Consider the following 23400-nt stretch of genomic DNA (forward strand, 5'->3'; position numbering starts at 1 on the left):
CACTATGGTACGTGACGCAAGTCGGTTAGGAGGGGGCATGGCGGAAGTCGCGATGGCCGTTCATTCCGGACTTGGTCAAACGTTCGAAAACAGGAATTTCGTTTGTGCCAACAGTCCCGAAGCCGATATTTATAATCTCCTTAATGCGGGAACAGCCGGGCGGGGTCTGAACAATCTAGGGTGCGCCGCTGGAAAGATTGTTCACGTCCATGGCATTTGGACGGGCTTCGAGTGGCGAGCTTACCGCTGGGCGAGGAAGCATCGGGCGAAAGTTGTCATTAGCCCCCATGGCGCGCTCGAACCTTGGGCGCTTGGCCACAAGTTGATAAAGAAGCGTATCGCCTGGTGGGGATATCAAAGATCTATTCTGCAACATGCAGATCTAATTGTCGTAAACTCCGGCCAAGAACTTAACCACCTCAGGAACCTAGGCCTTGGGGGGCGCATCGCTGTTATACCAAATGGCGTAAATCCACCAACGACGCCAAGTACCGCAACTGATCGTAAGAAAAAGGTAGTACTCTTCTTTTCGCGAATTGCTCCGAAGAAGGGGATTCCGGATCTACTGAACGCATGGCGGGATCTGCGTGCCAAGAATGGCTACATCCTGCGGATATCCGGCTTCGGCGAAACTGGCTATATGCAAAAGATATCGAGCCTTATTGCGGAAATGCCGAATAGTGCTGATGTCGAGCTAGTGCCCGCGGCTTTTGGCGAGGAAAAGTGGCATATGTACAATGCCGCTTCGCTCTACGTCCTCCCATCTTATAGCGAGAATTTTGGAATCACCGTTGTTGAGGCGATGATTTCCGGCCTTCCCGTGATAACCACTAGAGCTACGCCTTGGTCGGAACTTGAGGTTGAGAAAGTGGGTTGGATTGTTGATAATAACGTTGATCAATTGAGGCAGGCGCTTCACACCGCTGTGCATTTGGATCAGCGGGATTTGATCCAAATGGGAGAACGGGCAAAAACCTATGCCAAATCCAGATTTATGTGGCCTCAAATTATTAAAATGTACGAAGAGACGTATGCATGGGTTGCCAATCCTAGTTCGCCATTTCCGTCGTGGGTGTCGGTCGAAGCATAAATGAAAATACTTATTGTTTCGCAGTATTTCTTTCCTGAGAGTTTCCTAATCAATGACCTGACCCTCAAACTTGCGGAATTAGGTCATTCAGTAACTGTCGTAACTGGAAAGCCCAATTACCCGACTGGTAAGATCGCGCCGGGCTATCGACGAAAGGGTATCCAGCGCGAGACGTTTGGTGAGAACATCCAGGTCTTTCGCATACCGTTGCGGCCGCGAGGCGCTAGTTCGGCGACGGCTTTGTTCTTGAACTATATGTCATTTGCAATCTCGGGCTTGTTAAGAACACCACTTCTTTTGCGCGGACGTGAATATGACGTGGTGTTCGTATTCTGTACTTCACCAATAACCGTTGCGATTCCGGCGATTTTCATTGGCAGGTTGAAGAACGCTCATGTCGCGCTTTGGATCCAGGACCTCTGGCCCGAAAGTTTGTCATCAACAGGCTTCATTCGAAATCGATTTATATTAGCTTTGATTGGAAAGATGGTACGCCTGATATATCGTTTTTCCGATACTTTGCTCGTACAATCCGAGGCGTTCACCAAGCCGGTGGCTTCCTACGCCGATCAATCCAAGATCCATTATTTCCCAAATTTCTCACCGCCCATGCGCGCTTCGGATGCTGCCGGACTACCCGATGACGTGCGAGAATTGATGTCTAATTGTTTCAGCGTCGTGTTTGCCGGTAACCTCGGAAAAGCTCAAGCTTTGCCAACGATCGTTGAAGCTGCCCAAAGGCTGAAAGCTTACCCGGATATCCGAATAATATTGGTTGGTACGGGAAGCGAAGCGGCGAGATTGGCGAGAAGATTGGAGGAAGAGCATCTTTCGAACGTTAAGCTAACCGGTCTGCTTGATCGCAAACTGATGCCCGCCGTCTTCCAACGTGCTTCCGTTTTGATGATAACTCTTCGCGATGATCCGTCACTCGGAATGACGATACCCAGCAAAATTCAAGCGTATCTGCAGGCTGGGCGGCCCGTAGTTGGTGCTTTGAATGGGGAAGGTGCACGCCTCATATCAGCCTCAGGTGCCGGTCTGACGGTAGCCGCTGAGGATAGCGAGGGACTTGCTAATTCAATCTTGACCTTGCATTCGATGCCAGCCATTACACGGGATAATATGGGAATGTCCGGCAGAAGGTATTTTGACGATCATTTTGAATTGGACAAATCAGCTAGGCAACTGGTTGAGATTCTAAACTCGAGAATGAGGAAGCGGTCACAGTGAGTAAAGCAAAGGTCCTAATCCTCGGTGCGAGCGGGATGCTTGGAAGTGCGATGTTTCGCAGGCTTCATGCGGCCGGCACTTATCATGTGAGAGCCACGACGCGTAGCGCGTCGCAGTTTCACTTCTTTTCGGAAGACGAGAGGCAGTGCCTGCTCGCAAATGTCGATGTGTTAGACAATGATGCGCTGGTTTCCCTCCTCGAGAGCACTAAGCCCGATGTCGTGATTAATTGCATCGGTCTGATCAAGCAGTTGACCTCAGCTAAGGATCCTTTGGTCGCCTTGCCGATAAACGCCCTTTTTCCGCACAGATTGGCTCGGCTTTGCCGTTTGGTGGGCGCGCGGATGATTCATGTCAGCACCGATTGTGTGTTTTCGGGATCGATCGGCAACTACTCGGAACAAAGCAAGGCGGATGCCGATGACCTCTACGGCAAGTCAAAGCTGCTGGGTGAGGTTGTCGAATACGACAACGCTGTCACCTTGCGAACCTCAATTATCGGAAGAGAACTAGCCACGGCAAATTCCCTCGTAGATTGGTTTCTCTCGCAAGAAGGCGAGGTCCGCGGATTCACAAAGGCCATTTTCTCTGGTTTGCCGACCAACGAACTGGCGGATGTTGTTTCAAGGGTGGTTATACCGAATGCTGGTCTGACAGGTCTATTCCATGTCTCGGCAGAACCGATTTCCAAGTATGATCTCCTTCGACTTATTGCCGCCGAATATAAAAAGGATATCAAGATCTTGCCTGACGATCGCGTAGTGATTGACCGGTCTCTGAATTCCTCCAAATTTCTCGCCGCCACCGGTTACAAAGCAGCAAATTGGAGCAAGCTTATCGAACAAATGCGCAATACCGATTTCCGCGGAGGCTACAAAGATGTTTGACAATAGAACGTTGCTTATAACGGGCGGAACCGGTTCCTTTGGCAACGCAGTCCTTCGCCGCTTCCTGAATACTGCCGTTAAGGAGATCCGCATCTTCAGCCGGGACGAGAAGAAGCAAGAAGATATGCGGATTGAGCTGAACAATGAAAAATTGAAATTTTTCATTGGTGATGTGCGCAACTACGACAGCATTCGCGAAGCGATGACCGGTGTCGACTATGTTTTTCACGCTGCTGCTTTGAAGCAGGTTCCATCTTGCGAGTTTTATCCAATGGAAGCGCTTCGTACCAATGTACTTGGCACAGAAAACGTGTTGACCGCCGCAAGCGAGAAGGGCGTGAAGAGGGTTGTCTTTCTGAGCACCGACAAGGCGGTCTACCCCATCAACGCGATGGGAATATCGAAGGCGATGGCAGAGAAGGTTGTCGTCGCAAAATCTAGAATCATGTCGGATGGACCAATTTTTTGTGCGACACGCTACGGCAATGTAATGGCGTCGCGCGGATCAGTCATCCCGCTTTTCGTAAGCCAAATTAAAGCAGGGCTTCCGTTGACTGTTACTGATCCTCACATGACGCGATTCCTCATGTCGCTAGAGGATTCGGTCGATCTGGTCATCCACGCGTATGAGAACGGCAGTCAAGGAGATATCTTTGTCCAAAAAGCGCCTGCTTCAACGTTGGAAGACCTCGCAGCAGCGCTAAAAGATATTTTCAATGCGAGCAATCCAATCAAAATAATCGGTACACGTCACGGTGAGAAGCTCTACGAAACCCTCGTCGCTCGCGAAGAGATGGCGAAGGCTGACGATCTGAATCGCTACTACCGTATTCCGGCAGATAATCGCGATCTGAATTACAACAAGTATTTTGTTGAAGGGGAGCAGAAGATCTCTGAGATTGACGATTATACATCCCATAATACTGAGCGTCTGGATATCGCGGGCGTCAAAGAATTACTGCTGAAGCTTGACTATGTTAAAGACGCACTTCGTTCGTAAGATGAAATTCTGAGATATCTTTAAGTAGAAAGCGGATTTGGCCAATGCTGAAGGTCATGACTCTGGTCGGAACGCGACCCGAACTCATCAAAATGAGCCGCGTCATCGCGGAGTTCGATACGCAGGTGAATCATGTTCTCGTTCATTCGGGCCAGAATTACGATTACGAATTGAACCAGGTATTCTTCGACGACCTGGGCATTCGCAAGCCGGATCACTTCCTGAATGCCGCCGGCGAGACGCCAGCCAGGACAATCGCGGACGTGATCGCAAAGGCCGACGAAGTGTTCGAACGCGAGAAGCCGGATGCACTTATGCTTTACGGCGACACCAACACTTGTCTTGCGGTTATCGCTGCGAAACGAAGGAAAATCCCGGTTTTCCATATGGAGGCCGGTAACCGCTGCTTTGACCAACGGGTTCCCGAGGAATTGAACCGTAAGGTTCTTGACCACCTGAGCGACATCAATTTGGTGCTGACGGAGCACGCGCGGCGATACCTGATCGCTGAAGGGATTCGCCCGGAGACAATCATCAAGAGCGGTTCCCATATGCGGGAAGTGCTGGACTATTACATGCCGAAGATTGCTGCCTCTGAGGTGTTGAAGCAAACCGGGCTGCAAGCTGGAAAATTCTTCGTCGTCAGCATCCACCGGGAGGAAAATGTCGATACCCCGGAAAATCTGCGCGATATATTACAGACACTCAAGGACCTCGCTGACCGGTATGGTTATCCGGTTTTGATATCGACCCATCCGAGGACGCGTAAACGTCTGGATGCGTTGGGTGAGCCGGTCGATCATCCTCTGTTGACCTTCATGAAGCCTTTTGGCTTCATTGATTATATTCATCTGCAGATGTCGGCCTTCTGCGTGCTGTCTGACAGTGGCACCATCACAGAAGAAGCTTCACTTCTCAATCTTCCGGCAATTACACTAAGAAATGCGCATGAACGCCCAGAAGGTATGGACGTGGGAACACTCGTTATGAGCGGGCTGAGCAGCGTGCGTGTGTTGGAAGCTGTGCAGATTGTCACAGCACAGCATGACCGAAAAAGCCGCGTCTTCAAGACGGTTGGCGATTATGAGGCCGGCCCGGTTTCGAAGCAGGTTTTGCGTGTAGTGCTAAGTTACGTTGATTATGTCAATCGAACAGTTTGGCATAAAAGCACCTAGAAATTATTCAGAATCTCCAGCGCGCGGGCATGTAGGTAATCGAAGATGGACGAACTTATTTCTCCGAGCGTCGAAAGATACAAGAGTTCTTCAAAACGCTTCAATGAGATCGATGTCATCCGGGCGATTGCGATTATTCTCGTCGTACTGCTGCACTCGTCGTCGCCCGTAATGTACCAGATAGCGACCACACCGCCTGCGGTGTGGGACGTCCATAACCTCATAGATTCGGCGGCACGCATTTGCGTACCGCTCTTCTTCATGGTCAGCGGATATCTGCTGCTCGGATCAACGGAGGCGACCAAACCGTCAGCTATCCTGTCAGACCTGCCGAAACGGATGGTGAAACTGCTTTTACCGCTTCTCGTTTGGAGCGTCATCTATCGCGTGGGTATGGTATATGTGAACGGAAGCTGGCCGACCGTCCATGACGTGCTGTCCGCTGTCCGGGATATGATGCAGGGAGCGGTCGTTTATCATCTCTGGTTTCTTTATGAACTTGCCGCGCTATACCTGCTACTTCCTTTCCTGAGACGGCTATTCCAGCCCACAGACCTTCCCGCGAAGTATTTTGTCTGCTTGTGGTTTGTATTGTTGTCAGCGCGGCTCATTTCCAGCCTCACAGGGTGGTCGTTTCCGATTGGTAACTACATTAATCTCGGGAGCGCTGGGTATCTGGTAGCCGGTTACCTGATAAGGCGTAACTGCGCAGCCCCAAGCGCTCGTATGGCCGCGATTGCATTAGCCGCGTATCTCATCACCACAATGGTGACGGTCTATCTGACCGACGCTTATAGCGTTGCTGCCCATACCTACGTTGAGAGTTTCCATGTCTACACCACGCCGAATGTCGTTATAATGTCCATATCGGCCTTTGTCGCTCTTCTTTACTTGGGAAGGCGGATATCCCAGCTACCACTTCTTACTGCAGCACTATCACTTATAGGCACCCACAGTTTCGGGATATATCTGGTCCATGTGATCTTTCTCGAACGGACAAACTACAATGTCTTGGGAACGCCGGCGTCAACATCATTCGGTGCCTTAGTCCGGATCATTTCAACCGCAGGGTTTGTGCTGGCGATCAGTTTCGCAATAGCGTGGTGCCTTCGGCGTTTTGCATTGACGCGCTGGATGGCGCCGTGAGCAGGGGTAATCTTCCCCCTGCAAAATAACTGGCTTCAAAAATAGAATTTTCTCGGCAATTTGATCGAGGAGATTTTGATGCCCATGGCACCGACCTCTCGTTTCAAGATTTTCTTAAACGGTGCACGAGCTCTACGTAAGCATACGGTGAAGGCCAACGATCCGGGCCGCAGGGGCGCACTCCAATATAAGGGTCAGTTTTGTGCACCGGTTGACAGACGTGGAGCAGATGGCGGGGACGTCATTCCCGACCCAGAGCAACGCAACCCGAAACCGCTAGGTGAACTGGCTGACATTGATACCGACCACAACAGCAATCGCGGCGGACGCGAACATTAGAACTCAAGGTGGTAGGCACCGGCGCCGCGCTATTCCAACGTCAGTCATCTTCGCTTGGCTTAGAATCTGGTCTGGGCTAAAAACGCTTCGGGCGGCTGAGAAATCCACTGCCATTTTATCGGGAGGTTTTTTCTTGAGTATCTTACTTCGCAAGGGGATGATCGCTTTTTTTCTGGTAATAGCTTACGCGCTCTTTTGCGTCGCAAGCGGAAGGTCAATAAGTCCGCTCCTTGCCGCAATAGCGACACTAGTCTTTATGAGCTTCGATTATATTGTGAGCTTTTTTTGTTTCGCGTATTTACTTTTGGCTGACGAGAAACGTACCGAAGATGGTTCGGATGACTATACCTATTAAAAGGCGCGGATAGCCGCGACTGGAATTTTCGTTGTGATCCTGATCAACTCCTATCCAATGGATTTTTGAGAGCCGCCCAGTGGTGATAGCGAATAGAGTTTTTATAACCGGTGCTAGCGGTTTTGTCGGCCGTTCTACCGTAGAGTATTTTCTAAAAATGGGTTGGCATGTTCGAGCAGCTGTTCGTTCACGATCTGACCTCGCCGCTACAGAGCATGCTTATCTCGAATACGAAGCAATTGGGGATATCGCTCAAATTTCGGATTGGCGCCGCCACCTTAACAAGTGCGGTCTCGTTGTTCACCTGGCGGCAAGAGCGCATAATACCGATGAGGCACCAAACGATTCGGCCGTTGAGTTCGACAAGATAAATGTTCAGGCAAGTACTAGGCTTGCCGCAAATGCGGCTGCGATGGGCGTCAAGCGCTTCGTTTTTATAAGTTCTGCGGGCGTAATGGGGGAAGCTTCCGAAGTGCCATTCACAGAGCTGCATGCTCCGCACCCGGTGAGCGAATATGCCATCAGCAAATACAAGGCGGAGTTAGCAATCGCCGCTATTTGCGAGAAATTCGGCATGGAACTCGTTATTCTGCGACCAACTCTGGTCTATGGTCCCGGCAATCCTGGAAATCTTGAACGTCTATTAAAACTCGTTGAGAGCCGTTTACCCCTTCCATTGGGTCGCATTGATAACAAACGAAGCCTTGTACATGTAGAACATTTGGCCAAAATTATTTACCACGCTTCTATAGCCCCGGAATCAGCGGGGACGACACTTTTGGTGTCCGATGGCGAAGACTTGTCAACATCCGAGCTCACTACGTCTTTAGCCGAAGCAGCCGGTGTGAAGCTGAGGCTATTTTACATCCCGAAGACATTGCTGTTCCTATGTGGTACTGTCACAGGTAAGCGACGAGAAATCGAAAAGTTGCTAAGCTCCTTTCAGGTGGATAGCTCGCTAATGCGCACTCGACTTGGCGTGGAATCCATATCAACCAGAGACGCGATAAGGGAACTTCCCCTCGACGATTAAATTGCGCATGCTGGGGATCCATAAGCAGAGTCAACGTGGCTGAGGGCTAAGTCTCCGCACAGATGAACAATGTTGGCTTTGGTGGGTTTTGAATGGTTTGCCGTGTGTAGCTCATGCTCTGGAGCTCATTAGCAACGTCACGCTAAGGGATAGGTAGGTAATGGAACCGCTCGGCGAATCCGTCCTCAACTCACCGGGCGGATCGCTGTGGAATCTTTACTGCTAGCCAGTACTATAAACAGCGAACTTCTCGGAAAAGAGGGGCTCTTCCGCAATTTCGGTGCAACTCAGGTTCCGATGATGCGTGAGCGCAGGAGGTCCATCCCAGCTCTTCCGTACATAGAACGCTTGATGAGCTTTAGCTTGTTAATCTTCCCCTCGACCGGGCCGGTACTCCAAGGCATCGTCAAGGCCGCTCGAACCGCCTCCACATCGCGACAAATCCCACGGGCGAACGACGACATCGGTAACCGGTGTTCCGCTCCCACATTGTCCCGCCGATCCTGATCTGTGATCGCCTATCCATGGACGAGCAACGGGAGTTTCTCCATGGAGAGTACATTGGAGGTTCTCACGACCAGGAAGCTCCACGAGCTATCTGCCCGGCAAAAACGGCGTGCGCTATGGCGGCGCGTGACCGAAGCCGCCAAACCCGCGTCGCTTCCAGCTGTCGCGCCAGTCCGGCGGGAACCATGCGATAAGATGCGGTGGAAGCGGCGTGTGGCCGATGATCCGTTCGAGCCGCGCATCGCAGCCAGGCGAAAGCGGAGTGACGGTGACGCGCGCGAGGTTCTGCGTTGGCCTATAGAATGCCGGCAGCAGCACCTGTGTCGGGCCGTTGGCGCTGACATCCAACGGAACCGTGTAGTCGAGCGGCTGCCATATCCCAGGTCTTTTTTCATAGGCGGCATTGATCGCATAGGTGCCGGGCGCGCACCCATCCAGAGTCAAAATCAGCCTGTCGGCCTGCGCACGGACATCCCATGCAAGCCCTCGTATCGGTAGCAGGTCGGCGAGTGCGTCCTGCGGAGCTGCGATTATCTCGCGGCGGTTTTCCGGGACGGCGACTGCAAACGAGCCTAGCGGTTTGCCGTCTTCGCCAACCTGCCTGTCGAGGGGCGCCGCGGGCTCTCGGGGGAGGGCGAGCAGGTTCGCGAACGCGACCGGGAGAACTCGGTCCTGATAGGCAATGGACGCGCCATAGATCGATGCGCCCAAAATCAGCACGGCCACGGTGCTACGCGCGAACCAAGGTGTGACACTACGCAGCCGCTCACGAACCGGCCACGTGGAAAACAAGGCGAGCAGCGCGGTGACCCAGAAGAACTCAAGATGAAAAATGTGTCGCACCGAGAATTGCGCGACCGGCATGGCCAAAAGTCCCGCCATCAACAGAAGGGTGCTGACGACCGTGTCTGGACGCAAAGCCGCTTCGCGCCACGCAAATAGGAAGAGGCCAATCAACGTCAGCCCGATCAGCCATGGCTGTCCTATGGCATCATACAAGGAGCCCAGCCATTGCGACGGGTCTTGCCTGGAGCGGACGGGACCGCCGGGGTCCCAGGCTTGGCGCTGCGTAGCGATCAATGTGGGCATAGCTGTCACCCAGCTTGCCGATTTCAATCCCTGCGTCGCGAAATCGGCCGAGAAGTAGGGGAGCCAGCCCAGTACGTGGGGCAGTGAAACCTTCAGCACCTGGCTGACGTCGTAATAACCCTTCGATTCCTTGGCATCCCAATCAGGCGTCCGTTCTCGCTCTACAGCGGCGATCGACGACATGGTCAGTTCATCGAGGTAGGCGTGCCCAAGAATGTAAGATGCACCTTCCATACCGAGAAAACGGCGGAAGGGTTCGCTTAGGCCCTGGCTGATGATTGTCCCGTTGCCACCGGTATCCGGTATGTCGAAGACGGGCTGGGCGACAATCGCGACGGTGGCAACGAACACGGCGGCACGCAACGCCCTGTGCAGAAACGCTTTGAAACCCCAGACCGCGAGCAGCGCGACGACGATCACGGCCGCGAGCACAAGCAGGTCGACGCGGAAACCGGCGCCGATGCCAACGACCACGCCAGCCAGCACGGCCCAGGCAATGCCCGACCAGAAGCTTTTCGCGCGAATCGTCAGCAGGAAAAGGACGATCGCCCAGATCGCAAATGGCGCCTTGGAGAAATCACGAAACGAGGTCAGGATGGAAAGGGCGATCGGCGAGAACGTTAGAATCCCGGCCCCTACCGTCGCAGGCAGCAGCGGAAAAAAGAGCCGCAGCAAAACGAAGATGCCCACGGAATAGATCGCGTAGGCTGCTGCGGTCAGCGGCCATAATCCGGCATAGGTCAGTTGCGGCCCGTGCCATATGAAAGCGATGGTCTGCCCGAGATACATCTGGAGCGTTGCAAACAACGTCGGCGGCTTCAGTGCATCAAGGCCTTGGAGGTCGGCGCAGTTGAAGGTTGGCGTCCGCAGCATCACAAAGTCGATGATCGGCCCCTGCAATTCGCCGGGGTGGCGATAGCCGTGGCCGCATGCCGCATAGATGATTTCCGGCGTTTGGTTTTGATAGAAGAAGAGAAACGGTGCGTTCTTCGTGACGATATAAGCGAGAACGCCACCGACGAAGAAAAGCGCGAACGCGATCGCAACTTCCAGCGGCCAGCCCGCCAAGCAAAGGCTCCGCAGCCGAGTTTGCAGCGGATAGGTCGGGCTATCTTCCGAAATCATCTGTAAAGGACCTTGAGCAGCGCGTCGATAACGCGATCCTGATCGTCGTTGGTCAAGGCGCCGTGCAGCGGCAGACGCAAGAGCCGGTGCGGCAAGTCGTTCGTCACGGTCATTTGCCCCGCAACGCGGGCGTATCGACGGCCGGCAGGCGCATCATGTAGCGGAACGTAGTGGAAGGTCGAACGGATGCCCACCTCCCGCAGCGTCGCCATCGCTTCATCTCTAAGAGCGTTGTCGGGCAACAGGACATAGTAGATATGGCCGTTGTGTGTGCAATCGGCCGGCACGACCGGGCGACGCAGGCGCTCCGCCTTTTCGGCATCGGCAAAGGCTTCGTGATAGCGGTTCCATATATCGAGCCGACGCTTGGTGATGGCCTGTGCCTGATCGAGTTGCGCCGCGAGGAAGGCCGCGAGGATTTCGCTTGGCAGGAACGAGGAGCCGACATCCTGCCAAGTGTACTTGTCCACCTCTCCGCGCAGGAATTGGCTACGATCCGTCCCCTTCTCGCGCAGTATCTCGGCGCGGTGGGCGAGGTGGAGGTCATTGACCAACAGCGCACCCCCTTCACCGGAGACGATATTCTTCGTCTCGTGGAAACTAAGCGCGCCGACGTCACCGATCGTGCCGAGCGAGCGGCCGCGATAAGAGGCCATCAACCCCTGTGCGGCGTCCTCAGCGACGCGCAGGTCGTGACGACGGGCGGTCTCCATGATCGCGTCCATCTCGCACGCAACCCCGGCGTAGTGGACCGGCATTATCGCTTTGGTGCGCTGAGTGATCGCCTGCTCCAGCAGCGTCTCGTCTAGATTAAGTGTGTCGGCGCGAATGTCGATGAAGACCGGAACTCCGCCGCGCAGCACCACCGCGTTCGCCGTCGATACGAACGTGAACGACGGCATGATGACTTCATCACCGGGGGCAAGGTCGAACAGCAAGGCAGCCATTTCCAGCGCAGCCGTGCAGGAATGGGTGAGAAGGGCTCGCTTGGTTCCGGTCTCACGCTCCAGCCATTCGTGGCAACGGTGCGTGAAGGCGCCATCGCCGGAAAGATGTGTTCCCTCCAGAACTTGCCTGACGTAGTCGACCTCCTCGCCAGCCAGATTCGGGCGGGTAAACATGATGTTTCCGATCGCGCTCATATTTTACCACTTTGCTCCAGCAGACGATGCTCGGTAAGAACTGTTTCCAGGTAGTAGCGGTATTCGCAGCCGGGCATCGTCGCGATGAGGCGCTCGAACGCGTCGCCGTTTAGGAACCCCCGCTGCAGCGCAGCCTCTTCCGGGCAGCCAAATTTGATGCCCTGTCTGCGCTCGACGGTCTCGATGAAGGCCGCAGCTTCCTGGAGCGCGCCGCTTGTCCCAGCATCAAGCCATGCGAAACCGCGCGACAGGCGGTGGACGTGAAGTTCGCCGCGTTCCATATATACCCGGTTAATATCGGTGATCTCCAATTCGCCCCGGGCGGACGGCTTCATGCTCTTGGCGATATCGACGACTTGGCCATCGTAGATGTAGAAGCCGGGGACGGCGTAATTCGATTTTGGCCGGGCTGGCTTTTCTTCCAGCGAGATGGCCTTGCCGGCGCCATCGAAAGCGACGACGCCGTACTCGGACGGGTTTTTAACCCTGTAAGCGAATATCATGGCGCCGTGGTCGAAGCGTGCCATAGCATCGGGAACCGCGCTGCCACCGACGAAGATGTTGTCGCCGAGCGCGAGTGTGACCGGATCGCCCCCGACGAAATCGTCCGCAATCAGAAAGGCTTGCCCGATGCCTTCCGGTTTTGGCTGCGGGCGGTATTCTATCGACACGCCCCACTGCTTGCCGTCGCCCATCAGCGCTTCAAAGCGGGGCAGGTCCTCCGGCGTGGAGATCAAGCAGAATTCGCGGACCCCGGCGGCGATGAGCACCGTGAGCGGATAATAGATCATCGGCTTGTCATAGACAGCCTGAAGCTGCTTGGATGTGACAAGTGTGAGCGGATAAAGCCGTGTGCCACGGCCACCAGCAAGAACAATGGCTTTCATCACGACCTCTTAGCTGCCCAGCGGCATTTTTTCAATTCTAACGACAACTGATCTTTTGGATATGGACGAGCATACCCACCTCGTAGTCGGAGCGCTGAAGGTGCGTGCCGAACCTTTCCTGACAGAAGGTGTCGATATGCGTCCAAAGCTCGTCATAGCCGATGAAGGGCGTTTCCAGGCCATTCTTCAGCCGAGAATATAGATCGTTTCCCGTTCCGACGGCTTGGAACGGAACGGCATAGGGCGCAAAGGAGGAGACCCCAAGTGCGTACAGGTTCGATGGTTGTTTTGGCGAAGTCCAGAGCGGGTAGAAACGATCGAACTCCATCGCCGCGCCCCAGATGTAGATCAACTCGCCGTCAAAATATGGCAGATCGCGCCGAGCATAGCTGTCGAGGAGGTTGTTCTGTTTGGCGGTCGGATACAAGATCGCGCAGTTGAGCGCGACGAGTGCTGCCATCAGGCCCGCTTTGACGAACGGTAGGGGTGGCCAGGCTAATGCCGATGGGATCGGTATGATACGTCGTCCGGGAAGAATCAGGGCACAGGCGAGGAGAAGGGCGATAACGGGGTAATAAACTCGGATCGCGCCGGGGCGTCCCGTAAAGCCCAGTGCGAAAATTGCTATTAAAAACAAACTCGTGGACATCAAGACGCGCCAGTTGGGGCGCAGCAGAAGCAGGACGCCGATGGCAATCACCATCCCCACAATTGCCGGGTCCGCCAGCGCCGTCAGGCCCTCCAGCCCATCTTGCATTTTGAAGTCGATGTCGCTGGCCGGCGGAACGGAGGCGGTTAGCGCGTTCAGCCGATCCGGCCGAAGCTGGTCCTGATCGACAAAGAAGAACCGGGAGATCATGTTCACGTCGTTGGTGGAATAGCCGAACTGTTTCAGCAGTTCAGTTTTGCCAGCCAGACGGGTGCCGAGGCGGTTGTCAGTGTAAGGGACGCGTGCGGCATTGGCCGCTTCGAAGGTTCGCCATTGCGGGTTTCCGTAAGCGGTGTCGTCCACATAAGTCGATAGGGCCAGGGTAACGGCAAGTGCGACGAGGCTGGCCTGGACGGCGCGGCGACGCAATAATCCGCCATCGATCAGGATCGGCGCGAAAACGATCAGGATCATCGCACATTCGCGCCAGCGAATCCAGAAACCGGCGCTGACGAACAGGACAAACAAGCATAGCCAAAGTGTCTGTCGGCGGCTATTTCGTGCGTTCAACAATGCCATGATACCGGCTCCGGTGATCAGCCCGGAGACGATGGTGAATTGCGGCAAGAGGAGAGGGCGCACGAAAACGGCGGCGACAAAAAGGGTGGCGACGATAAAAAAAGCGGCCTTGCGCTCCATGACCCACAGATAGGTAACGGCGGCAAGGGTCAATGTTGCTATGGTCAGCCACGAATAGCCTTGTATGCCGAAGAAAGACGGCATGGCTTGTGCCAAATGACCCCAGATTACGCTGGAAAACAGCAGGCGCGGATCAGCGTCTGTTATGAAGCCATAGCCATGGGCGATCATCGCCATCATGACGTCATCGTTCGTTTCCCACTTGGGAATGGCAATGGAATAAAGCAGGGAAACGAAGGCAATGATGGTGAGCGGTGCGCGCAGGTTCCAAGCAACACTTCGCCAGCCGGGTTGCGAAAGACGATCGGTCGATGGTGCGGTCTTTGTCATTCCCGTAGCGTCCATTGCCCTAATCTCGCAATCATCGCTCATGGAAACTTATTCTGTTCCCCAGCCAATCAGCATAATGCCAGCCACGATAGCGAGGTAGCCCAGAGCAACGGTGAAACCGATGCTTTCCTTGAAAGCAAGCCAGCTAACCAAGAAAACGATCGGGTAGCTGAGCGCCGTGAATGCAAATGTAACATTGAGGGGTAATCGCGATAACGCGTAATACCAAAGAAACGAAGCGCTTATGACGCACAGGGCGGCGGCACAAATCCACGGGTCACGCAGGAAACCGATTATATACCGGGACAGGTCGGCAAAACCCGAGGGTACAGGGCCGTGAGCTGTACTCATGCGGTACTTCAAGATGATTTGCACCGACGACATCAGGGTGACTGACGCAGTTAGAAAAAGATAGTGAATGGCGTGGGAAGTCATCTCGCCCTTATCCCTGTCCGGGGAAAGTAAGTCTCTTTTCTGTCGGCACATAATATTGTTCGAGATCCACCGGCGTGCGGACGCGGTAGCCAAGTCGCACGAGGGAACGTTCGTCCAACTGGTCCAGCATATCGGTCCCGAGCATACGCGGATAATCGAAACGCTGGCGCATGTATGCGCGGCAGAAATTCATCGTAATGGCATGGCGGTATGCGCTGGTGGCGTTGCTGCCGCCTGCATGCCACGTGCGGGCGTTGAAAAAGACCGCATCGCCGATCTTTGGGAGTGGTCGCTCGGCATTGGCGAAAAACTCATCCTCGCCCGGCGCGTCACGCCGCTCGAACGAGCCCGGCAGATAGTGCGTCGCTCCGTTGTCGAGCGTGAAGTCGTCAAGGGCGATCACGACACCCAAATTGGTCGGGTAGTTCTCGATCACACGTGGCGAATCCACATGGATGCGCACTGAGTAGTTGCCTCCTTGTGGGGGCATGGATGACGACGTGAAGGCATAGAGGATCGCGTGCGGATCAAGCGCCCGTTCCACGATCTGGTTGAGCCGGTCGTTGGCAAAAAGCTCTAAAAAGATCGGATCATGGATCATGGGGTTGTGGACCATCCCCGCGTCAATGTAGTTCGGGTGCGCGCCCCAGGTTTCGTCCTGAACAGAGATGGCTTTTGTCAACGCGGTGCGCATTCGCTCGGCCGTCGCACGGTCCACCACGTCAGGCACCATCGCAAAACCCTTGGCGCGGTATTGCTCGAGCGCTCGTTCAAACACATCGCTCATGATCAAGCTCCCGCCTTGCGCAGAACGAACCAGACATACTTGAATAGCGGCATGGAGTAGGGAAGGCATTCATGCAGGTAAGCGTCGATGACCCGGGCATCGTCTTCCGACTGCTGATGCAGCACCTTGGCGTTGCCCAGGAACCAATCGAAATGCACCTCGCATTCGGCGAACCCGTTCGCGATGGCTAATGCCTGGAAGGCCAGCGGATCGACACCTTGACCCTCCTTGGCCGGCTCGGCGGCCCGGAATGTCTCGGCGGGAATGCCGTATTCCTCCTCAACGCGCTTGTCATTCTGCGTCACCATCCGATGTTCGCGCATTGCGAATTCAGACATATTGAATGCGCCGTGAAGATCGGATGCGGAAAGCGTCTGCCAGTAATGCCGATTCGGTACGAGGTCGATATACAGTTCGCCGCCCGGTTTCAGCACGCGCGCGGCTTCCCTGACCATTTCAGCCGGATTTTCCAGATGGTCCAGGAAAGAATATGCGGTCGCCGCATCGAATGTGTCGGCCTCGAACGGCAGGTTCTCAACCCGTCCTTCATGCAAATGGATGTCGTAGCCGGACGTGTCGACCTTTGCCAGCATAGCGGGCGTAATATCGACACCGTCAATCCTGCTAAAGTGCGCCTTGGCAAGATTGATGATGAAGCCCGTACCGCATCCCAAATCAAGCAGGCGATCGCCGCCAGTACGGGAACGCAATGCCTCGATCCGGCCTGCGACCTTGCGCTGGTTCTCGGGACGAAAATGCGGCTCGTCAGTGTTGTAGGTGTCCGCAAGCGCAGTGTGCACGGCTACGTTCGCGTCAATAACGTTGTTCATTTTTATTCGATCCCACCCGTTCCGCTTTGATATGCATCATGTCTCCCAGTCGATGGGTCCTCGACATGTCCAACTCGCGTTAACATTGTCAGGCTCTAACGAATTTGCCGAAACATGTCTAGGAGGCCGCTACCAAACCCCTGGTTTTTTGGAGCATGCCTCATTCGATGTGCGATCCTGATTTTCCGGGCGGATGCGGTACACGGCGGGGATTGCCGGTCTGGTCTGCATCTTGCCTGTATCCTATTTGCGGGCGGGCCATCCGTGTCAGCGATGGCGTTGATTGGAACCCGCCGGTTGCGCCCGAGATGCGGTTTGCTCCGCTCTGTGGTTGGATGCGGAAGCGATGGATTGCGTCCGAAGGGGCCATCTGGCAAATGCAAAACGCCCTTTATAATAAGGACGTGACCCGGACTAGGCGCGTGATTTGGTGCGCTCCATTATTTGGTCAAGCGGAGATTATCTTCGCCAGCACTTTCGTGCAAGTTGACCGGTACAAAGGCGACCTGCAACGGAAAAGTTTCGTGCCGAGCCTAGACAATCTATATACTGAACGCTAATAAAACGCCGAACGGGCTGAGGAAAATCTAAGCCGCAGAAGTGTAGGAAAAGTCCGTTTATGACTATTCTAGTGACTGGTGGTGCCGGCTTCATTGGGGCAAATTTCATACTCGACTGGCTGGAACTGAGCGACGAACAGGTCGTTACCCTCGACGCCATGACCTATGCTGGCCACCCCGAAAATCTCTCGTCTCTTGCCGATGACCACCGCCATATCTTCGTCAAAGGCGAAATTGGCGACCTGAGACTTGTTTCGCATCTCCTGGAACAGTATCGCCCGCGCGCCATCGTGCATTTCGCGGCCGAGAGTCACGTCGACCGGTCTATCGAAGGGCCCGCGGCATTCATTCAGACCAATCTGGTCGGCACCTTCACGCTTCTAGAGGTGGCCCGTTTGTTCCATCAACAACTCGATACCGACGCGGCGGCGGCGTTTCGCTTCCTCCATGTTTCCACCGACGAGGTCTATGGAACCCTTGCCGCCGGCGATGCCCCGTTCACTGAAGCTTCCAACTACGCGCCCAACAGCCCTTATTCGGCCTCGAAAGCCGGGTCGGATCACCTGGTGCGCGCATGGTTCCATACGTTTGGCTTGCCCGTGCTGACGACTAATTGCACCAACAATTACGGCCCGCGCCAATTTCCCGAAAAACTTATCCCTGTCGTCATCGAGCGCGCCCTGGCGCATGCGCCGGTTCCTATCTACGGCAACGGCGAGAACGTCCGGGATTGGATTCACGTGGCCGACCATTGCGCCGGGATTCGTGCGGTTTTGGCCAAGGGTCGCCCCGGCGAGACCTATAATCTGTCCTCCGAGTGCCAGCGCAGCAATTTCGAATTGGCCGGAACCATTTGCGATCTTGTCGATGAACTGGTCCCCGCTCCGGCGCGCGCTCCCCGTCGCAAGCTGCTCACCTTCGTGACGGATAGGGCCGGCCACGATTTCCGCTATGCGATGGATGCACGCAAGGCGCGTGAAGAGCTCGGCTGGACCCCCAGCCATACATTCGATGACGGATTGCGGAGCACCGTTCGCTGGTATCTTGACAATTCCGACTGGGTGTCAGCTGCCCGTGGCCGTGTGGAGGGCCGGAAGGGAGACGGGCGATGACTCGGGTCGCGATCGTCCAGTCCAATTATATTCCATGGAAGGGATATTTCGACCTCATCGCGTCCGTCGATACCTTCGTCTTCTACGACGATGTTCAATACACCAAAAACGACTGGCGCAACCGCAACAAGATCAAGACACCCAATGGTGTGCAATGGCTGACGATACCGGTTAGCCAAGGCATTGACCAGCGCATATGCGACGTGCGCGTGACGGACCAGCGCTGGCCGGTGAAGCACTGGAAGGCCATCAAGGCCAATTATGCTCGTGCGCCGCACTTCAAAGCCCATGAAGCGGAGCTAGCCGCGGCTTACGAAGCGGCCGGCTTGAGCACGCTGTCGGAGGTTAATGCCCATTTCGTCACCACACTCTGCCGGATGCTCGGCATCGGGACGCCTATAAAGAGCGTTTTGGACATTGACGTTCATGGGGACCGCAATGAGCGGCTTGTCGATATCTGCGTCAAGCTTGGCGCGGATACCTATATCAGCGGCCCGGCCGCACGGTCCTATCTCGACGAAGCGGCGTTCGCGAAAGCCGGTATCGCAGTGGAATGGTTCGATTATTTGGGCTATCCCAGCTATTCGCAGCTCTGGGGCGACTTCGAGCACGGGGTCAGCATTATCGACACGATCCTCAATTGCGGCGCGTCCGATACGGCCGCGATGCTGGGGCGTCATCGCGCTTAGCGAGGGCGCTGCAAGCGTGATGCAAACGTGGTTTCTAGGACCCTTGGCGCAGCAGGCCCATCATCATGACGTCATGCCATCGTCCATCGGCGAAATAATGCTCGCGCAACACGCCTTCCTCGGTGAATCCTTGCGCGCGATAGCTGCGAATGGCCGGTTCGTTGCCAACGGTAACCTGCAGGAAAATACGCCGTAGGTTGAGATCATCGAATCCGAAGGCGCACAACTCACCGACCGCCGCCGTGCCCAATCCCTGACCCCGCACACGGCTCTCGCCCAGATAAAGGCCGAGCTCGGCGTGCCGGTGGACAAGGTCGATGCCGTTGAGCTGCGCCAGTCCGACCGCCGCGCCTGTCTCGTCCTGGATCGCGAAGACCGCCATTGCCGGCGCGGCCTCCAAAATCGTGCGCCTGTACCACTCGCGATCCATTTCCAGACTGATGGGAAACCGGAACCCGTGCGTCTGCATTGTCAACGCGCGATTGTTGCGCCAGCCGTTGAGTGCTACTAGATCGGAAAGTTCCAGGGGTCTTAATACTGCCATCACACTACCGTTCGCTATCGATCGTCACCTGAAAGGTGCAATTCTGTTATGTCAAGCTTAGAACTGAGCGTCGTTGTTCCTGTCTACAATAATGCTTCCACTCTTCCTGAATTATTGGATCGTATTATCGCAGCATGCGAGCAATGCTGCACCGGTGATTTCGAGTGCCTGTTGGTCAATGATGGTAGCGTCGATGCGAGCTGGGCAATCATTTCGTCCCACCCGGACGAACGGGTACGCGGACTGAATTTTGCGCGTAATTTCGGCCAGCATTCTGCGCTGAAAGCCGGCTTCGCCGCCGCCGCCGGTCAGTACGTCATTATGATGGACGCCGATCTGGAGGAGCGGCCGGAGGTCATCAAGGAGATGCTGCCGATACTGAAGGGTGGCACCGATGTCTGCTTCACCGCCTATTCGGAAAATTACAACCGCAACGGACGCGTCACCTCCCGCATGTTCCATCGGCTGTCATCCTACCTGACGGGCACACGCACCTCCAACAATATGGCCACCATGCGTGGCTTCAACCGCAATGTGCTGGGGGCGATCCTGAGGTACGGCGAACGCCGCCCGGTCTATGGACCGCTGATTGCCGGATTGGGGTTCACGAGCGAAACGCTCCTGGTGGAGTTGCCAAGCCGAAAGGGTCAGGTCTCTTCCTACACTTTCGGCAAGCGCCTTCGCCTGGCTGGCGACTATCTCATCGGATATACGAACATTCCTTCCACATTTTTCATGGCTGCCAGCGCCCTTGCGTTTTTGGCGACGTTTATCTACTCGGCGGTCATCACCTTCCAATACCTCTTTCTGGGAAGTCGGTTCCCGCCTGGTATCTCGTTGATGATCGTGCTGATGCTGCTATTGTTCTCGATCCTCTTCCTCGGCATCGCCATCGTTGGTCTCTACCTGAAGCGATTGCTGGAAGAGACCCTCAGCCGCCCACTCTACGTCGTCGCCGAAACCCACCGTGTCGACCCCTTGCCCGAAGTCGCGCACCGGCCCGACTAGGAGCACCTTATTCGAAATACCCTCTCGCTCGGACAGATTTCACACGGTGCGTTCGAACTTTTCACGGCCGAGTTCAGTCATCCGATTGAGAAAATAAACGTTGATTCTGATTTTCGAAGGTCCTCGCTCTCAGTGCCGGCTCAATGACGGCCCTCCATCGGCCTATTTGCGCCCGCCCTGCTGCGTTGACTGTAGCCGGTGGAGACTTGCCGGCCCATTCGCTTGTGATTCGGCAATTTGCCGGTCGCGAGCTGATGCATCGAATGCGGAGCGGCGGGCGAGCGGCAGCAGTTTTGGGTTGTGAATGACCATTAGGCATTCGCAGCAAGGCGTTCCGCCAGCAGACCATGACTTGGTGATCCATCATGGGCACGATCGGCGACAAACCGGGCAACCGGGATATCAAATAGTCGCGAAGATCCGGCAACGCAATCGGGTCACCAACGTCGTCTGTGTTCGAGAGCCGCGCAGATTACTTACCGCTGCACCAAACTTCGCGCGATCCGTGGAATGACCTGCCACAGAACTTTCATCCAGCTGTGTTTAAAGCATCGGCAGTTTTGAACCGCCCCAAAACGTTGGGCCAGCAGTGGCTGGAGTTTTCCGGCTTCAGTCAGGGAAGCGGGCTGGTTACGTTTCCCGGATTCATCAGCGCGATCGGGACCTTGTTACCCGTCGCGCCGTGTGGCCGAACCTCATTGTAGTCTCTACGCCAATCTTCCAACTTTTCGCGCGCGTCAGCAAGGGTCAGGATCCAGTGTTGGTTCAGGCATTCCGCTCGAAAGCGGCCGTTGAACGCCTCGATGAAGGCGTTATCATTCGGTTTGCCAGGGCGTGAAAAGTCCAGCGTGACGCCCTTCGCATAGGCCCAGAGAGGGGCCGGAACAAGAGCAGTGCGAAATCGTACGCTGAGGAGGAACGGATTGAGAACTTATGCGACCCGCTGCCGCCCAGCTGGAAGACGGAGCGAGCGAAATCCGTTCGGCATCTGATGTTCGGCATCCCAGGTGTAGATGCCGGTAAGGTTGGACGGCCTCGACATCAAAGATTGCTTCCACGCCGATATCGTAGGTGCGCTTGTCGTCTGCGATGAAAGTGTTGTTGAAGGTAGCAGCTACACAAACGGCGAATTTACACCGCCATCCATTCCTGCCGTCGATCTCGTAGCTTACGCCGCTGCCAAACGATATTCAATCGAGACCGGCGGCTTCAGTTATCAAGGTCACGAAGTCGCGACAGACTCCGATAGTCAGTCGAAGATTGGCAACGGAGCGTTGGCAGCAACAGTGATTGGATCGACCTTCACCACAAAGTGGAAAGGCTCTGACGGCAGATTCTTCACCCTCAATCAGCAAGCCATGATCGCGATGGCAACCGCTGGACACGCTGGGTAACGCCGCGCATGGTGGGGCCGCCCGGATCATCCTTTTGATCACTATAGCCGCCCTCGCTCTGCAGCACCTTGGCGAGAGAACGCGAGAATTCGTTTGCAGGATTGACCGGCATTGAAGGCTCCGAATTGTTTGAAAATGGTGAGAGAGGAACTGCTTAAAGCTTCGACGCAGCGTTATAGGGTTGTGAACTTGCTTCCTGTGAGGCAGAACAACCCGTGTTAGGCAACCTCAAGAGGTAGGCAGTTGGAGCGGCAACACTTCCTAGATGGGCTGAGAGGTTGGGGCGCCGTTGTTGTGCTGCTGTACCATTTATTCTGCGCCGGCTTCCCGACGAGCGATTTCAGCCGCGACTACTTGAAGTTTTTTCTGCCGTTCAATGCCACGAATGCGGTGTTCGTGTTCTTCATTGTGTCCGGGTTTGCTTTGTCTATGCCATTCTTCGCCAGCGGAGACCGCAGGGTGCTACTAAGGATGGCAGTCGGGCGGTACCCTCGGCTCGTTATTCCTATTTTTCCAGTGTGTCTGCTCGTGCATCTCGCCTCCGTGAGCGGGATATTGGCCCCGGCCGCTGAGAGATACCCTCCGTTTGGGGGAGTGGTATCTACGGTCCCTACATGGTTTCACCTGTTTCGTTTCTCGCTCTTTGATGTGTTCTTCAACTTCAGTTACGCAGCGAGCTACGCCGGGCCCCTATGGACGATGAGCATCGAACTAATCGGATCGTTCGTTGTTCTGGCTCTTTCATGGCTGATACCAGCGCGCATGAGGCTGCCGTCTCTAGCGCTGATGTCGATGATACTCGTTTTAGCCGGAAGCTATTATTCTCTTTTCGTGATCGGAAGCCTGATGGCCGATCTGTGGTCAAGAGGTCATCTGCGGGTTCTACCCACGAAGGTAGCGGCGATCCTTCTCATTTTCAGCTGCGCCGCTCCGTTTGTATTCCCGTGGACCGTAAATGTTGGCATAATATTAGGCGCTGTCGCATTTGTGACTGCGATCGCTTCGACGCCACAACTGCGAAGCCTTGTGTCTTCGCGTTTGTCCCTTGAACTAGGGCGCATCTCTTTTCCTCTATACCTCGTCCACGAATCCGTGATGATGATCGTTGGTTCGCCCTTGATGCTGCGATATGGATCGAGCCATGGGTTTTCCGTACAGATGCTTGTCCTGCTTATTGCCTTCGCAGCAGCCTATGCGCTCTCTCCGGTGAACACTCTTGCTATAGACGTGTCCCGCCGCGTCGCAAGGACACTCAGTTTACAGGTTTGGCCAGATCCCGATCAACGCGGGCTGAAGAAAGCGTAACTCCCGCAAATTCGGCTCTCATGTCTCCGGGGCTAGGAGTTCATCAGCTC

The 23400-nt window shown here is 55.1% G+C and carries 22 protein-coding genes and 2 pseudogenes; 13 read left to right on the forward strand and 11 right to left on the reverse strand.

All coding sequences use genetic code 11. From position 1 onward, the window contains the following. The first annotated feature begins 37 nt into the window (after window positions 1-37). The 8 genes from AC1DM5_RS26785 (at window position 38) to AC1DM5_RS26820 (ending at window position 8258) form a co-directional block, all read left to right on the forward strand. Window positions 38-1090, forward strand: coding sequence for a glycosyltransferase (locus AC1DM5_RS26785; protein ID WP_477976052.1), 1053 nt, complete (start codon window positions 38-40; stop codon window positions 1088-1090). Next, window positions 1091-2323, forward strand: coding sequence for a glycosyltransferase family 4 protein (locus AC1DM5_RS26790; RefSeq protein ID WP_477976054.1), 1233 nt, complete (start codon window positions 1091-1093; stop codon window positions 2321-2323). Beyond that, a complete protein-coding gene (locus AC1DM5_RS26795; RefSeq protein WP_477976056.1) occupies window positions 2320-3210 on the forward strand; it encodes a dTDP-4-dehydrorhamnose reductase family protein in 891 nt (296 codons plus the stop codon). The genes AC1DM5_RS26790 and AC1DM5_RS26795 overlap by 4 nt, the downstream gene beginning before the upstream one ends. Beyond that, window positions 3203-4210: a polysaccharide biosynthesis protein gene (locus tag AC1DM5_RS26800; RefSeq protein WP_477976058.1), complete on the forward strand. Its 1008-nt coding sequence runs from the start codon at window positions 3203-3205 to the stop codon at window positions 4208-4210. Before AC1DM5_RS26795 ends, AC1DM5_RS26800 begins: the two co-directional genes overlap by 8 nt. Before the next feature lie 44 nt (window positions 4211-4254). After that, the gene (gene wecB, locus AC1DM5_RS26805; RefSeq protein WP_477976060.1) at window positions 4255-5385 is read left to right on the forward strand and encodes a non-hydrolyzing UDP-N-acetylglucosamine 2-epimerase; all 1131 of its coding nucleotides are present in this window, start codon (window positions 4255-4257) and stop codon (window positions 5383-5385) included. A gap of 45 nt (window positions 5386-5430) precedes the next feature. After that, complete coding sequence (locus AC1DM5_RS26810; RefSeq protein WP_477976062.1) at window positions 5431-6531, forward strand: acyltransferase; 1101 nt, start codon at window positions 5431-5433, stop codon at window positions 6529-6531. Between the two features lie 78 nt (window positions 6532-6609). Then, the gene (locus AC1DM5_RS26815; RefSeq protein ID WP_477976064.1) at window positions 6610-6870 is read left to right on the forward strand and encodes a hypothetical protein; all 261 of its coding nucleotides are present in this window, start codon (window positions 6610-6612) and stop codon (window positions 6868-6870) included. A 434-nt stretch (window positions 6871-7304) separates the two neighbouring features. Further along, window positions 7305-8258 (forward strand): NAD-dependent epimerase/dehydratase family protein, encoded by a 954-nt coding sequence (locus tag AC1DM5_RS26820; RefSeq protein ID WP_477976066.1) that lies wholly within the window; start codon window positions 7305-7307, stop codon window positions 8256-8258. Between the two features lie 287 nt (window positions 8259-8545). On the opposite strand, the pseudogene AC1DM5_RS26825 reads toward AC1DM5_RS26820, so the two are convergent. The 8 genes and pseudogenes from AC1DM5_RS26825 to AC1DM5_RS26860 all read right to left on the reverse strand — a co-directional run. Continuing rightward, window positions 8546-8722, reverse strand: a pseudogene (locus AC1DM5_RS26825) (transposase); the annotation flags it as partial. Window positions 8723-8879: 157 nt separating this feature from the next. Further along, the gene (locus AC1DM5_RS26830) at window positions 8880-10979 is read right to left on the reverse strand and encodes a hypothetical protein (protein ID WP_477976068.1); all 2100 of its coding nucleotides are present in this window, start codon (window positions 10977-10979) and stop codon (window positions 8880-8882) included. Further along, window positions 10976-12121 carry a dTDP-4-amino-4,6-dideoxygalactose transaminase gene (gene rffA, locus AC1DM5_RS26835; protein WP_477976070.1) on the reverse strand — a complete coding sequence of 382 codons (1146 nt, stop codon included), beginning with the start codon at window positions 12119-12121 and terminating at the stop codon, window positions 10976-10978. Before rffA ends, AC1DM5_RS26830 begins: the two co-directional genes overlap by 4 nt. Next, a complete protein-coding gene (gene rfbA, locus AC1DM5_RS26840) occupies window positions 12118-13008 on the reverse strand; it encodes a glucose-1-phosphate thymidylyltransferase RfbA (protein ID WP_477976072.1) in 891 nt (296 codons plus the stop codon). The genes rffA and rfbA overlap by 4 nt, the downstream gene beginning before the upstream one ends. A 37-nt stretch (window positions 13009-13045) precedes the next feature. Continuing rightward, window positions 13046-14686, reverse strand: coding sequence for a hypothetical protein (locus AC1DM5_RS26845; protein WP_477976074.1), 1641 nt, complete (start codon window positions 14684-14686; stop codon window positions 13046-13048). Between the two features lie 48 nt (window positions 14687-14734). Continuing rightward, window positions 14735-15121 (reverse strand): EamA family transporter, encoded by a 387-nt coding sequence (locus AC1DM5_RS26850; protein WP_477976075.1) that lies wholly within the window; start codon window positions 15119-15121, stop codon window positions 14735-14737. Window positions 15122-15128: 7 nt separating this feature from the next. Next, window positions 15129-15908: a phytanoyl-CoA dioxygenase family protein gene (locus AC1DM5_RS26855; RefSeq protein ID WP_477976077.1), complete on the reverse strand. Its 780-nt coding sequence runs from the start codon at window positions 15906-15908 to the stop codon at window positions 15129-15131. Window positions 15909-15910: 2 nt separating this feature from the next. Next, entirely contained in the window at window positions 15911-16738 is an 828-nt protein-coding gene (locus AC1DM5_RS26860; RefSeq protein WP_477976079.1) for a class I SAM-dependent methyltransferase, read from the reverse strand. A 619-nt stretch (window positions 16739-17357) separates the two neighbouring features. On the opposite strand from AC1DM5_RS26860, the gene rfbB reads away from it, so the two are divergent. Together rfbB and AC1DM5_RS26870 are read left to right on the forward strand one after the other, a co-directional pair. Then, complete coding sequence (gene rfbB / locus AC1DM5_RS26865; protein ID WP_477976081.1) at window positions 17358-18410, forward strand: dTDP-glucose 4,6-dehydratase; 1053 nt, start codon at window positions 17358-17360, stop codon at window positions 18408-18410. Further along, window positions 18407-19099 carry a WbqC family protein gene (locus AC1DM5_RS26870; protein WP_477976083.1) on the forward strand — a complete coding sequence of 231 codons (693 nt, stop codon included), beginning with the start codon at window positions 18407-18409 and terminating at the stop codon, window positions 19097-19099. Before rfbB ends, AC1DM5_RS26870 begins: the two co-directional genes overlap by 4 nt. A 34-nt stretch (window positions 19100-19133) precedes the next feature. Here the strand turns inward: AC1DM5_RS26870 and AC1DM5_RS26875 are convergent, their stop codons facing one another. Continuing rightward, window positions 19134-19643 (reverse strand): GNAT family N-acetyltransferase, encoded by a 510-nt coding sequence (locus AC1DM5_RS26875; protein WP_477976085.1) that lies wholly within the window; start codon window positions 19641-19643, stop codon window positions 19134-19136. 48 nt (window positions 19644-19691) lie between these two features. Here AC1DM5_RS26875 and AC1DM5_RS26880 point away from each other — a divergent pair, with 48 nt between their 5' ends. Beyond that, window positions 19692-20651, forward strand: a complete 960-nt coding sequence (locus AC1DM5_RS26880) for a glycosyltransferase family 2 protein (protein ID WP_477976087.1) — start codon at window positions 19692-19694, stop codon at window positions 20649-20651. 613 nt (window positions 20652-21264) lie between these two features. Here the strand turns inward: AC1DM5_RS26880 and AC1DM5_RS26885 are convergent. After that, window positions 21265-21525: pseudogene (locus tag AC1DM5_RS26885) on the reverse strand (integrase core domain-containing protein); the annotation flags it as partial. A 139-nt stretch (window positions 21526-21664) separates the two neighbouring features. Here AC1DM5_RS26885 and AC1DM5_RS26890 point away from each other — a divergent pair. Next, window positions 21665-22045, forward strand: a complete 381-nt coding sequence (locus tag AC1DM5_RS26890; RefSeq protein ID WP_477976089.1) for a DUF4376 domain-containing protein — start codon at window positions 21665-21667, stop codon at window positions 22043-22045. On the opposite strand, the gene AC1DM5_RS26895 is transcribed toward AC1DM5_RS26890, so the two are convergent. Next, window positions 21996-22157 (reverse strand): glycosyl hydrolase 108 family protein, encoded by a 162-nt coding sequence (locus AC1DM5_RS26895; RefSeq protein WP_477976091.1) that lies wholly within the window; start codon window positions 22155-22157, stop codon window positions 21996-21998. The genes AC1DM5_RS26890 and AC1DM5_RS26895 overlap by 50 nt on opposite strands. Window positions 22158-22288: 131 nt before the next feature. On the opposite strand from AC1DM5_RS26895, the gene AC1DM5_RS26900 reads away from it, so the two are divergent. Next, a complete protein-coding gene (locus AC1DM5_RS26900) occupies window positions 22289-23350 on the forward strand; it encodes an acyltransferase family protein (RefSeq protein WP_477976093.1) in 1062 nt (353 codons plus the stop codon). Window positions 23351-23400 lie beyond the last annotated feature (50 nt).

Source organism: Rhizobium sp. 01T437, assembly GCF_056398505.1.